General features: G+C 50.7%; 9 protein-coding genes and 1 riboswitch. Of the genes, 2 read left to right on the top strand and 7 right to left on the bottom strand.

From position 1 onward, the window contains the following. Positions 1–82 precede the first annotated feature (82 nt). From opp4A to AC0WRU_RS02490, 6 genes are all read right to left on the bottom strand, one after another. A complete protein-coding gene (gene opp4A, locus AC0WRU_RS02515) occupies positions 83–1,903 on the bottom strand; it encodes an oligopeptide ABC transporter substrate-binding protein (protein WP_476127080.1) in 1,821 nt (606 codons plus the stop codon). Positions 1,904–1,945: 42 nt separating this feature from the next. Continuing rightward, positions 1,946–2,845, bottom strand: a complete 900-nt coding sequence (locus AC0WRU_RS02510; RefSeq protein ID WP_476128545.1) for an ABC transporter permease — start codon at positions 2,843–2,845, stop codon at positions 1,946–1,948. A gap of 39 nt (positions 2,846–2,884) precedes the next feature. Then, positions 2,885–3,853 carry an oligopeptide ABC transporter permease gene (gene opp4B / locus AC0WRU_RS02505; protein WP_476127079.1) on the bottom strand — a complete coding sequence of 323 codons (969 nt, stop codon included), beginning with the start codon at positions 3,851–3,853 and terminating at the stop codon, positions 2,885–2,887. A gap of 13 nt (positions 3,854–3,866) precedes the next feature. After that, a complete protein-coding gene (locus tag AC0WRU_RS02500) occupies positions 3,867–4,793 on the bottom strand; it encodes an ABC transporter ATP-binding protein (protein ID WP_476127078.1) in 927 nt (308 codons plus the stop codon). Continuing rightward, the gene (locus AC0WRU_RS02495) at positions 4,771–5,802 is read right to left on the bottom strand and encodes an ABC transporter ATP-binding protein (RefSeq protein ID WP_476127077.1); all 1,032 of its coding nucleotides are present in this window, start codon (positions 5,800–5,802) and stop codon (positions 4,771–4,773) included. Before AC0WRU_RS02495 ends, AC0WRU_RS02500 begins: the two co-directional genes overlap by 23 nt. 324 nt (positions 5,803–6,126) lie before the next feature. After that, positions 6,127–7,731 (bottom strand): DUF6359 domain-containing protein, encoded by a 1,605-nt coding sequence (locus tag AC0WRU_RS02490; protein WP_476127076.1) that lies wholly within the window; start codon positions 7,729–7,731, stop codon positions 6,127–6,129. A 213-nt stretch (positions 7,732–7,944) separates the two neighbouring features. Then, positions 7,945–8,058: riboswitch (glycine riboswitch) on the top strand. Between the two features lie 210 nt (positions 8,059–8,268). Between AC0WRU_RS02490 and sdaAB the strand changes: the two genes are divergently transcribed. Further along, on the top strand, positions 8,269–8,958 hold the full coding sequence (gene sdaAB / locus AC0WRU_RS02485) for an L-serine ammonia-lyase, iron-sulfur-dependent subunit beta (RefSeq protein ID WP_476127075.1): 690 nt from the start codon (positions 8,269–8,271) through the stop codon (positions 8,956–8,958). Next, positions 8,948–9,847 carry an L-serine ammonia-lyase, iron-sulfur-dependent, subunit alpha gene (sdaAA, locus tag AC0WRU_RS02480; RefSeq protein ID WP_476127074.1) on the top strand — a complete coding sequence of 300 codons (900 nt, stop codon included), beginning with the start codon at positions 8,948–8,950 and terminating at the stop codon, positions 9,845–9,847. Before sdaAB ends, sdaAA begins: the two co-directional genes overlap by 11 nt. A gap of 279 nt (positions 9,848–10,126) precedes the next feature. Here sdaAA and AC0WRU_RS02475 read toward each other — a convergent pair whose 3' ends face one another. Next, entirely contained in the window at positions 10,127–12,463 is a 2,337-nt protein-coding gene (locus tag AC0WRU_RS02475; protein ID WP_476127073.1) for an Ig-like domain-containing protein, read from the bottom strand. Between the last annotated feature and the right edge of the window lie 85 nt (positions 12,464–12,548).

The following is a 12,548-nucleotide window of genomic DNA, read 5'->3' as shown; positions in this document are numbered from 1 at the left end:
CTTCGAAATTCCGCAGATGGTTACATTAAAAGGCTAAAAGAAGCACGAGATCGGATCACTCCGGTTCGCGCTTCTTTTTAGATTATTGTGCTGCTTCTGCTTTTTCCGCCGTCAACGTAATATTGGCAAACGTGTCTGCACCATACTCCTTGCCACGGGTAATGTCGTAATTGGCTACCCGGTTATTCAGAGCCTCCAGCGAATAGCGGAATAACGTCGGTACGATTGGAGCTTCCTCACTCATATACGCCTGCCACTGATTATATATATCTTTACGATAGTTGTCGTCAAAGGCTTTGACCGACACCCCCTCCTTCAACAGCTTGTCATTTTCTTCACTCGTAAAACGCGAATAGTTAAAGCTGGCTCCGCGTCCATACAATCCACCAGGATCTACATCTGAACCTGTTCCCCATGCGCCGCCAAAAATATCAATGCCAGGATCATCCTTTTGCACACGGTCATAGAAAGAATTGAACTCCAGCAGACGACCGTCTACCAGCTCGACATGTAGCCCGACATCCTTCCAGTTTTGCAAATAGAACTTCGCCAAGGATTCGGCTGTTGCATCCCCGCTCATCGCTGCATAATGGAGCACCAGCTCCTTACCCTTAGGGTCCTCACGGTAGCCATCTCCATTGGTATCCACATATCCTGCCTCGTCCAGCAGCTTTTTCGCTTTGTCCGGGTCATATGTGATGCCCTTCGCGTTCGTGTCATGATATCCCTTAAAGGCAGGCGGAATCAGGGACGTTGCCGGAACCCGAAGCCCGTGAAAGAGCTGCTTGCCGACCTGCTCATTATTCAGCGCATAGCCAAGGGCCTGACGCAATGACTTGTTCGCCAGCTTGGCGTTCGGGTCCATGATATTTAGACTCTTGGCCTGATCGAATTTGCCCAGTTTAAAGCCGACATAGCTATAAGACAATTCCTCCTGACCGAGAAACTGTACATTTTTCGGATTGCTGGCTTCATCGTAACGGGTGGTTGGATAGCTGGCCCAGTCAATTTCTCCGCTTTTCAGCGCTTCTGTAATGACATTCGGGTTCACAACCTTCAAATGAAGGCCATCCAGCTTGGGCTCACCGTGAAAATAATCCTTATTTTTGACGAATTCCACAGATTCACCTGTGACCATGGATTTAATTTTGAACGGCCCATAGCCAATCGGATTTTTACGGACAGGATCAGATCCGGCCATATCTTTCACGGGAATGTTTTGAAATACCTTTTTCTCCAGTGGCGTAGACCAAAGTCCCGATTTCACCGAAGGATTAGGCTCCTTGAACTGAATGGTAACCTCTTTCTCATTCAGCACCTTAATGCCTGAAATCGTTTTGGCCTTGCCCGCGTGATATTCCTCCATACCCACAATATTGGTCATAAAGCTATCGTAACGCGGACCTTCGTAGTCTTTATGACCGATCACTTCATAGGAAAAAGCATAGTCCTCCGCCGTTACGGGATTACCATCCGTCCAGTTCAGCTTGGGATCAATTTTGACAGTCACCGCCTTATTGTCTGGGGAAAAGGAAATCGTCGCCGCCCCTTTATCGTTAATATTCAGATTGGAGTCAATTGAAAACAAAGAAGGATAGAAAAATTGGAAAACTTCAAAATCCGGATTGCCATCATAAAATACAGGATTCAGAATCCCTTCAAAAGGGGTATCGGACACGAGTGCATAATTGATGATGCCGCCCTTAATCGGTGCCTTATCGTTCTTGACCGCCTTCGCTAGCGCTGTCGCATTCACCTGCTTGCTGTCCGATCCTGTACCGCCTGTACCGTCAGACGATTTTCCTCCATTCGAAGCGGAAGGCGAGCCGCTGCACGCGGCCAGAGAAAGCACCAAAATTGCAGATAGAACAGGCAGAATTCCTTTTTTCCAGCGTTTAACCATTGTAAACCCCTCCTTGTCATTGTCCTTATCCTTGAACTTCGGTTAACCCAATCGTTGTCTGGCATCCGTGGCGCGTTTGAGCGCCTGACCGATAAAGTTGATCGCCAGCATCAGCACCAAAATAAGTAAAGAAGCAGGCAACCACATCCACCAGCTATTCTGTAAAACATCCGGGTCATTGGCGTAGCTCACCAGCGTACCCAAGCTTGGGGTGGATTCCGGCAAACCAAAGCCGAGATAGGAAAGCCCAGTCTCAATCCCGATATTCCCTGCAAGACTGAGCGTTAGATTGACGATCACAACCGAGCTGAGATTGGGCAGCACGCCAAACCAGATAATTTTCCAATTGGGTGTGCCGAGCGTTTTGGAGGCCTGCACATAGTCCAGCTCCCGCTCCGACAGCACCTTGGCCCGAATCAGGCGTGCTTTTCCAATCCACAAAAAAGCGGTCATGATGAAAATAAAAGATCCTATGCCGCTCTTGGGGACAATACTGACGAATACGATCACCAGCATCAAAAACGGAAGCACCAGGATAAAATCAATGATCCGCATGATAATGTTATCAACCAAGCCACCATAAAAACCGGCCATCAGTCCCAGCGTCAAGCCGATGGCAGCGGATAATAGTGTAATCGTGAAGCCAATCGTGAAGGAATTACGCGCCCCAATGACCAGCTGACCGAAAATATCTCTGCCCGCCCGGTCCGTGCCCAGCCAATGCACCGAGCTTGGAGCTTCACGGATCGCGCCCAAATCGACCGTCGTAACTACATCCTGATTCACAAACAGAACGGATGAATAAATAAAGAGCAAAAACAAGACCACAAACGCGATGGACACCAGCGCCGTTTTGTCACGCACCAGCTCGCGGCGCAGTACAGACCAGCTGGATGGTGACTTGCGAATGATCTCCGGCGTGAAAACCTCCTCCACCTGCATGGACACCTTACATCCCTCCCCTTCCTCTGAAGTTGTTCGTTATTCGATCCGAATGCGGGGATCGACCTTGCTCAGGATGACATCAGACAAAAGGGTCCCCAATAATGCCAGGAAGCCGGAAATCATCACCAGCGCGGTCACGACTGAAAAATCACGTTGGGTGATGGACTGGAGAAATAGCTGCCCCAGCCCTGGATACCCAAAGATGGATTCAAGGAAAATGTTGCCCGCAATCACTCCCGTCAGGTCATAGCCCAAAAAGGCGGCAATCGGTAGCAGCGAATTTTTGAAAATATGGCGGGAATAGATTTTCCCCTCGGGTACCCCTTTGGAACGCGCCGTTTTCACAAAATCCTTCAGTCGTGTGTCAATGACCTCATTGCGCAAATACTGAATCGTTGCCGTTGTACTGAGCAATGCGCCTGTAACCGCTGGCAATATGAGATGGTAAGCCTTGTTGATGTAATATGCTGAGGTTCCCGGTTCTACGCCCACATCCACACTGCCGCTGGTCGGAAACCAGCCAAGCCTGAATCCGAACACGTACAGCAGCAGCAACGCGAGTATAAATAAGGGAGTCGCAAAGCTGAGATAGGTATAGCCCACCACGGTTTTGTCCAGCGGGCTATGCTGATAACGACCGCTAAGTACACCGAGCGGAATCGCGATCAGATACGTCAAGATCAGGATCACTACGCCCAAAAAGAACGTGTTCCCCAGACGGCTACCGATCAGATCGGTGACGCCGATTTTATGTACATAAGATTTTCCCAAATCCCCGTGAACCAATCGGGCAAGCCAGTTGCCATATTGTATCCACACCGGATCATTCAGCCCTAATTTTTGCCGTTGCTCCTCCAACGCCGCCGGATTCAAATTGGGTGTCGAGGTTATGAGTCCTGTCAGGGCATCCCCCGGCATGGCCTTCGCCAGAAAAAAGATAAGTATGCTCAAAGCAACCAACTGAGGGATCATGGTCAGCAGCCGACGCAGTGTAAATTTCCACATATTCTGTACCCCCTTATGGTAGCGCGACTTGATGGGACGTGCTTACCGCTTTTAGCGCAAACGGCTTACCGTTCTCATCCAGATGTTTGGGCAGCTCCGTTTTATAGGAGGACAACAGGGCTCGCCTTTTTTGAGCATTTTCCAGCCGTTTGGCGGGATCTATATTCGGAATAGTCGCAATGAGCCGCTGGGTATACAAATGCTGCGGATGCTCATAAATATCCTGTTCGCTTCCCTGCTCCACCAGACGGCCCCGGTACATAATCCCGATTTGGTCGCACATATGGCGGATGATACCGAGATCGTGGCTGATGAACAAATACGTCAAATTAAATTCCCGCTGCACATCCTTCATAAAATTAAGCACCTGTGCCTGAACGGACACATCCAGCGCTGATACCGGCTCATCGGCAATGATCAGCTTTGGATTTAATGTGAGTGCACGCGCAATGCCGATCCGCTGTCGCTGTCCCCCGGAAAATTCATGCGGATATTTGTAGGCCGCATCGGCGTTCAAGCCGACCTTTTCCAGCAGCGTCTGAACTTTTCGGCGTTCTTCCTCACTACTCAGCCTTTCAAAATTCCGCAACGGCTCAGCGATGACATCCAGCACACGCTTACGCGGATTCAGCGAGGAATACGGGTCCTGAAAGATCATCTGAATATCTCTCCGCAGCGGATGGCGGTTGTTACGGCTTAAGGCCGTTAGGTCATTTCCGTTAAAAAGAACCTGCCCGCTCGTCAGCTTGTTCAGCCCGATAATCGTTCTGCCTGTGGTCGTTTTGCCGCAGCCGGATTCTCCCACCAGCCCGTACGTCTGACCCGCCTCAATGCTGATGGACACACCATCCACCGCTTTTACCTGATCGACCACACGCTGGAAGAAACCACCACGCACCGGATAATGGACTCTCAGATCATTTAGCTCCAGCAGTGCCATGAGCTGCTTCCCCCTTTGCCTCATCTTCAAAATGAAAATGCTGATAACATGTACAGCGGACCCAATGCCCGGGAGAAACCTCACTTAAATAAGGATGATCCTCATGTGCCTCATGCTGAATCCAGGGAATACGTGGAGCAAAGCGACAGCTATTGCGGGGAATATCCTGCAAGGAAGGGACGATTCCTCCGATGACGTGTAACGGTTCTCCCTTGGTATGCGATCCCGGCATGGATGCGAGCAAAGAACGCGTATACGGATGCTGTGGCTGTCGGAACAATTCAAAAACATTGGCGCTTTCCACGATTTCTCCGGCATACATGACCGCTACGCGGTCCGCCACCTCTGCCACAACGCCAAGATCGTGCGTAATCAGGATAATGCCGCTTCCAGTCTCCTGTTGAAGCTGCTTGAGCAAGTCGAGAATTTGAGATTGAATGGTTACATCGAGCGCTGTAGTCGGCTCGTCTGCAATAATGAGGGCAGGACGACAAGCAATGGCTATGGCGATCATCACACGCTGCCGCATCCCCCCTGACAGCTCATGCGGATACCGGTCGTATACACGTACGGGATTCGGAATATCTACACTGTCCAGCAATTCCAGCACACGTACCTTTTTCTGCTTCGTAGAGAGGGTCGTATGATAATCAAGGTTTTCCTCAATTTGCTTACCAATGCTCATTAGCGGATTCAGCGCGGTCAGCGGGTCCTGAAAAATCATGCCGATGCCTGCTCCGCGGATTTTGTTCATTTGCCCTGTAGAGAGGCGATTCAGATCCGTGCCTTTAAAAAGAATCTGTCCCTCCACGCGGGTACGCTCCAGATCGTGCAGCTGTGCTATCGAAAGCGCCAGCGCGCTTTTGCCGCAGCCGGATTCCCCGACCACAGCCAGCACCTCATTGGGGTTGACCGTCAGATCCAGATGGTCAACTGCAGGGTAATATTGATCCTTAATGCGAAAAGATACCGTTAACCCTTTGATCTCCAACACCGGCTCGCTACTCAATGTATATGCTTCCTCCATTCTCCATGGCCTTGTCCTGCTAATGCACGCCACGCTTGATGTTAAACCTCTCATAAACATTACACACTGATTTAGTCGGAATAATTTGAATTCATCCTATCACCAGTATATGGATATATCAATTAAGATTAGACTATCACCATCATTGGTAAAACCAATGATTCAGCAGCAGCGCGACCTTTCTGGCACAAAATATAATGAAATAACCAACCACAGGTTAATTTTTAGCACAAAAAAAGCCGCCTGACCCCCTTAAAGGGATCAAGCGACTGGCTGGTCCAGCTCAAATTGTGCTCTCTTCGTTAGTTACGAGGCCGCTCCATAGGAGCCGGATTTGAACGTTCTTGGATCGTACCATTTGTAGCCCGCTGCCGGAGCAGCCCAAGGCTCAGGCTGCGGTTCCGTGGAAGCCGCAGGCTCCTCGAACGGTAGCAGCTGTGTTGGCTGGTCTAGCGTCAGGCCTGCCACATCGGACAGCTTCGTATAGTCCTGCTTCCATGCGAGCCATTGGACCGTCTGTACCAGGAAGGTGGAATCGTCCACTTCCTTGAAGCCATCGTACGTCTTCTTCGACTGTCCGTTTTCCTCACGAACATATTTCGGCGTGGCATCCTCAACTGGCGAAGAATCGCCGATAAACGCTGCCTTGCCTTGGCCCACCTTGGAGATAGCGGCATAAGGTCCTTCCGCACGACCCCCGCCGTTATAAACTCCCTGGTCCACAGCATTGCCCCATTTGTTCGTGCCCGAAGGGATATAAGCGATTCCTTTCGCCTTGGTCGGGTCAATAATCGCCAGTGTAGAACCAGCATGCATTGCAATCGAACGTACACCCTTCGTAATGCCAAAGGATTGATCTGCCGCTACGATGTCCGTAGCGTTCACGTCACCAAGTGCATTGTAGCGGAAACGAACGCCAAAGTTCGTCGCCAGCCAGTCGGAACTGGTTAATCCCTGCATAGCTGGTGATGCAGCTTCTTCTGTAGTCATGCCTTTGGCCGGATTGGAATAGGCTCCACGGCGGTAGCCGTTCATAACCTCGGAGGAATCCCAACGGTTTTTGTTTCGGTCAGCGTTATAGTGGTCAGAAATGAAGAAAATGCTGCCTCCATTCTTCACGTATTGCACCAGTGCGGCCTGCTCGGATGCCTTAAAGGCAACATTGGCTTCACCAATGATGAACACATCGTATGGACGCAGCTTGTCATACGTTATAGCCTGCTCTCCATAGGTAAAAGGAATGGAACGGTTCAACGGGTCCACGGTAAAACCTGCATTACGCAGTCCGCCCGCAAAATCGGAAAAGGCTCCATCAATAACCCAATCTGCTGCTCCGGCTGTCTGTGCGTGCGTATTATCAAACAGTACTTTTTTGCCTTTTCCATCCGGTAATGTCGTACCGGGTTGACCCGGGGTACCAGGATCAGGTTCGCCCGGATCACCAGGATTTCCAGGCTCGCTTCCGCTTACCAGCTCCACAGCGCTTGGGCTTTTCACGCCGCCAAAATTGTTATAGGCACCGAGCGCACCCGTCACGCGAATTTTACTGCCGATCAGCTCAGGATGGCCTGACAGCCCGAATGCTCCTCTATACGCGGATGTCAGTTGTACATTTAACAGATTAGACGTATTACGTTCACTCGCCTGATCCGCAATCAGTACGTTAAAATCGTTTGCAAACGGGGCAGAGAAATTAGCCGTTTTCGATCCGGTGGCATGTCCTACGACGTAGCCTTCTACCGTCACCGTACCTCCGCTGCTTTGACGCTGAAGCGCTTCCGCTACCGTCAACGCGCCCTCTGCCTTGACCTGGCCGAATGGAACGAAGAGTCCTACCAGCAGTGATACGATTGCCGCCAGATGCAGCATTCCTTTTAAGCGTGAACCTGTGAACCGGAAACCTTTTACCATACGTAAATGTCCCTCCCATTATTCCATAAATTAGCTTGTCCTCTATCAGATTAGCTATCAACCTTCTAATTCCTTCCTGTTTTCATCCATAATTATGTAAAATTTAATCTTTTTTATTGAGAAGGTACCTGATTATGTAAAATTTCAACCTGTGATTGACACCGGGCATGGCATACATTACGCTTAGGAGGAAATGTTGAACGGTATACGCGAATGAAGATGACGGGAGAGTCTGTCCGGGAAGCACATCCCGGCGGCACCGAAGGAGCAAGACGCCAGCACCCGGCTGGCGGATAATCTCTCAGGTCCATGTATCGCCATCTGACGCAACTCTGGAGAGAGCGCAAGCCACCCAAGGGGTAAGGCGGTAGTACACCGCACGAAACTCTCAGGTAACGAGGACAGAGATAAGGGAAATTTCCTTATCCTGTCCTTTTTTGTGCTTACATGCTGCGTTAGCATTAGAAACTGTCACACCCGCGCAAGGGCGCGGCAACACCATATACTATGGTATTCAAACATACAGGGGGCCACACCATGCGTTTCAAAGATGTATTTTCCATTATCGGTCCGGCTATGACTGGACCCTCCAGCTCGCATACCGCAGGCGCAGTGCGGCTCGCACGCGTTGCCCGACACTGGCTTGGTACGCAACCTGACCGTGCCCGCCTGACGCTGTACGGCTCATTTGCCGATACGTACAAGGGACACGGCACAGACCTGGCACTCATTGCCGGACTGCTGAATTACGATACAGACGACCACCGGATTCCGGATGCGGAGCAATGTGCAGAGCAAGCCGGGATGGAAGTAGAGTTCGCTGTCAGCGGACTGCCCGCCCCCCATCCGAACACGGTCCGCTTCGAGCTATGGAAGGGTGAAGAACAGCGCACGCTGCTAGGCTCCTCCATCGGCGGCGGCAGCATTCATGTCCAGCAGCTTAACAAGTTCCGGGTCAATCTGACCGGAGAGCTGCCTACGCTGGTGCTTCTTCACTCGGATAAGCCCGGAACATTGGGCGCGGTGACTTCGGCGCTGGGTGCAGCTAACATTAACATTGCCTACATGCACGTGGATCGCAAAGGCCGGGATGGCGAAGCGCTCACTGCTATTGAAACCGATAGCCCCGCTCCGGCTGAATTAATTGCCGAGCTGCGGGCTTTGCCTCATATGTATGAAATCAAAATGATTAATTTGAAAAAAGGAGCTGAATCCGATGCGGTTTAGCCATCTGCATGAATTAGGTGCCTTGTGCGCCAAGGAATCCACTACGATTGGGCGCCTGATGATCAAGGAACAGGTACAAGAAACGAACACACCGGAGGAAGAAATCTTCCGACAAATGGCTGATTATTATGAAGTCATGAAGGAAGCCGTTCATCGCGGGCAAACACAGGACACCGTATCCCGCAGCGGATTGACGGGCGGCGACGGCAAGCGCCTGGCGGAATATTTGCGCGCAGGGGAAACCTGCTCCGGCGATGCCTCGGCACTCGCCATGGCGTACGCCCTCTCCGTGTCGGAGGTCAATGCGTCCATGGGTCGCATTGTTGCCACGCCTACCGCGGGTTCATGCGGGGTCATCCCCGGCGTGTTCATCAGCGCGCAGGAGCGGTTTGGCTGGGATGACGAGCATATGGTGCGCGGACTGTTCGCCGCTGGAGCGATTGGCTACGTTATCGCCAACAATTCCTTTATCTCCGGTGCGGAGGGAGGCTGTCAGGCCGAGATTGGCTCAGCCATCGGGATGGCTGCAGGCGCTATGGTCGAGCTGCGCGGCGGTACGCCAGAACAGGCCATTCATGCAGTGGGCCTCGCGCTCAAGAACACGCTCGGCCTGATTTGCGACCCCGTCGCCGGGCTCGTGGAGATTCCTTGCATCGTGCGCAACGGGCTGGGAGCCGTGACCGCGCTTGCCGCTGCGGATATGGCTCTGGCGGGTGTGCGCAGCGCCATCCCGTCTGACGAAGTCATCGACGTGATGCTCGAAGTCGGCAGCGCGATGCCGTCCAAGCACCGCGAGACCGCCAAAGGCGGCCTGGCCCAAACGCCGACCGGCAAGCGTCTGACGGAGTCGCTTACACGCAACATACCAGCCAAGAAGGATAAGTCGTAGCTTCTAAGCGGTAAACCTCCTCCCGCATGTAGATCGGGAGAGAAGCTGCCGTCTGTCCAGCCACATAAAGGTGAAAAGGTTGCTCGACACTTCCATTTTATCAAAGAACGGTTTTTTTTGATTTTAGAAGGATTGCAGAAGCTTTTCTCGCTGGTCACAACAGCGATTGGAACAACGGTCCGTTCGCGAAGCGTCCATCTGAGTGCCAACGAATATCATTCTCTAAAGCAAAGGGGCGCCCCATTGCCATTTCCATGGCTTTTGGGACACCCCTTTTTTTTACTGAACGTTCACCAGTACCTTCGTTGTTTTACCTGCATATTTCACCGTAATGACAGCTTTACCTTTACCCTGTGCCTTAATGCTGCCGTCTTTAACCGTAGCAACAATAATTCGGGACGAGGACCAGACAGCCGGCTTGGATACATCCTTCTCCGACTCATCCTTATACGTAGCTGTAGCCGTAACCTTAGCTATCTGTCCTGCTTTCAAATTCAGCGAGACTTCGTCAGTTTGCAAATATTTAAGCGTATCGACATCCACCGGTACGGTGATATATTTCCCGCCAAACTTCGCCTGAATATTGGTTTTACCGTAGCTTACTGCGGTAACCTGGCCCTTTTTGACCGTAGCTACCTTATAATTGAGCGTTTTCCATTCGGCTTGGGCCGTAACGTCTTTTTCTTTGCCATCACTGGATTTGACCACAATTGCGATGGTTTTTTGATCTCCGGATTTAAGCGATAACGCGATAGCATCCGCCTCAATCTGTTGCGCCACATCCACTTCTACTGTAAATGTAATGCTTTGCTTGCCATAAGAAGCTGTAACAGTAGCCTTACCACTGCCATTCGCTTTGATCAAGCCCTCGCTAACCTCAACCACTTTCACATTGCTGGTAGTCCAGGTGGCATCCTTGGTTACATCTGCTTTTGTACCGCCACTCTTGACGCCTGCTACTTTCAACTGCTTCGTTTCCTGGGCACCAAGCGCAATCACGCGTGTGTCTGTTTCCAAACGGTCTACGAGACCGACTTGTACATTAATGGTCAGCTTTTTGCCATTATAAGTGGCTGTAACAACCGCCTTACCCGCTGCTTTACCTGTAATTGTACCTTTGGATACCGAAGCAACATCTTCCGCACTTGAAGTCCATTCTGCATCCTGTGTAACATCTTCCTTACGACCATCTGCATAGGTAGCAGTCAGAGTCGCAACATAGTCCTCATTAATATCAATCGTTGCCGTTTTGGAGGACAATGCCAGATCACCAGGCACATTCACAGATACCGTCGCTGTGACTGTTTTGCCGCCATAAGAAGCAGTGATCGTAGCCTCACCTGTTTTATAGCCCGTTACTTCACCCTTGCTAACAAAAGCAATATCTTCATTGCTGGATTTCCATTCTGCCTTATCCGTGATATCTTCTTCCGTACCTGTTACGTACGTCGCGGTTAGCTTGAGCTTCTTGGATTCCTTGGCATTCAGGCTCAGCTTGTCCTCGCTCAAATCCAGATATCTGGACGTTTCCACATCTGCCTTAATCGAAACCGTCTTATCGCCATACTTCGCGGTCACCGTAGCCGAACCCGCTCCAATCGCCATAATCGTTCCTTTGGTCACCGTCGCAATTTTTTCGTCGCTTGTGGACCATGTAGCTTTATCCGAGACATCCGTTACCGTTCCATCAGGGTACACCGCAGAAACCTGTACTTTTTTGGATTCATCCAAACGGAGAAAAATATTGGATTCGCTGGCTTTCAGCTTATTCGTTTGATCCACATCCACCGAAATGGTAGCAGACATCGTACCGTATTTACCGGTAATCGTCGCTTTACCCGCGCTGTAGCCCGTAATCGTGCCTTTCAGTATATCCGCCACGGCTGCATTGCTTGAGCTCCAATCGGCGGACTCTGTAACATCCTGCACCGTTCCATCAGGGAAGGTCGCGGTCAGTTTAACCTTCTCGGTATCCTTCAACAAAAGGGAAACTTCTGGTGAACTGACTTCCAGACGCTTAACCTGTTCTACCTGTACAGCAATCGTTACCGTCTGTTGACCGTATACGGCTTTAATATTGGCTGTACCTGCTCCCTGAGCGGTCACCAATCCGTTAACAACGGTTGCTACCTTTTGATTATCCGAAGTCCAAGTCGCATCACCCGATACCTGAGTTGTCGTGTTATCACTGTAAGTCGCTGTCAGATCGACCTGTCCTGTACCGCTTGAACGCAAGCTCAGGCTCTGCACACTGGATGTCAGTGCCTTAACCTTTTTCGTTACATGTACCTGAACCGATTGTATCTTATCTTTATAGGTCGCAACCACAGTTGCTTCCCCTTCGCCCTTACCTGAAACCGTACCGTTATATACCGTAGCAATAGCAGTATTATCACTTTTCCAATCCGTGCTTACAGTTACATTTGAAGTCGTCCCATCGGCATAAATAGCCGTAGCCGTCAACGCAGCCGTATCTCCCTGCTGCACAGTTACCTCGTTAGAGGAAAGGACAATCTTGGAAAGCACCGGATCAGCTGCGGATGCAAACCCTGCGTATGATGTAAAACTTGAGATCAGGATGACCAACGCCAAGAAACCGGACCATCTATTCTTCAAAATCTAATTCCCTCCCATTTCGAAACTTAAAATTAAGGATTTCGCAAAATCCTTATACCTACGTTTTATGTCGACATGTGGAAAA

Source organism: Paenibacillus sp. 1-8 (assembly GCF_056316205.1).
Note: the sequence above shows the minus strand (reverse complement) of the source record. Positions and strands in the feature narration are given on the sequence as shown.

Coding starts and splice junctions, on each gene's coding strand:
- AC0WRU_RS02500 (WP_476127078.1), bottom strand. CDS start 4,793: ATGGCACTGCTGGAGCTAAATGATCTGAGAGTCCATTATCCGGTGCGT.
- opp4B (WP_476127079.1), bottom strand. CDS start 3,853: ATGTGGAAATTTACACTGCGTCGGCTGCTGACCATGATCCCTCAGTTG.
- sdaAA (WP_476127074.1), top strand. CDS start 8,948: ATGCGGTTTAGCCATCTGCATGAATTAGGTGCCTTGTGCGCCAAGGAA.
- opp4A (WP_476127080.1), bottom strand. CDS start 1,903: ATGGTTAAACGCTGGAAAAAAGGAATTCTGCCTGTTCTATCTGCAATT.
- sdaAB (WP_476127075.1), top strand. CDS start 8,269: ATGCGTTTCAAAGATGTATTTTCCATTATCGGTCCGGCTATGACTGGA.
- AC0WRU_RS02510 (WP_476128545.1), bottom strand. CDS start 2,845: ATGCAGGTGGAGGAGGTTTTCACGCCGGAGATCATTCGCAAGTCACCA.
- AC0WRU_RS02490 (WP_476127076.1), bottom strand. CDS start 7,731: ATGGTAAAAGGTTTCCGGTTCACAGGTTCACGCTTAAAAGGAATGCTG.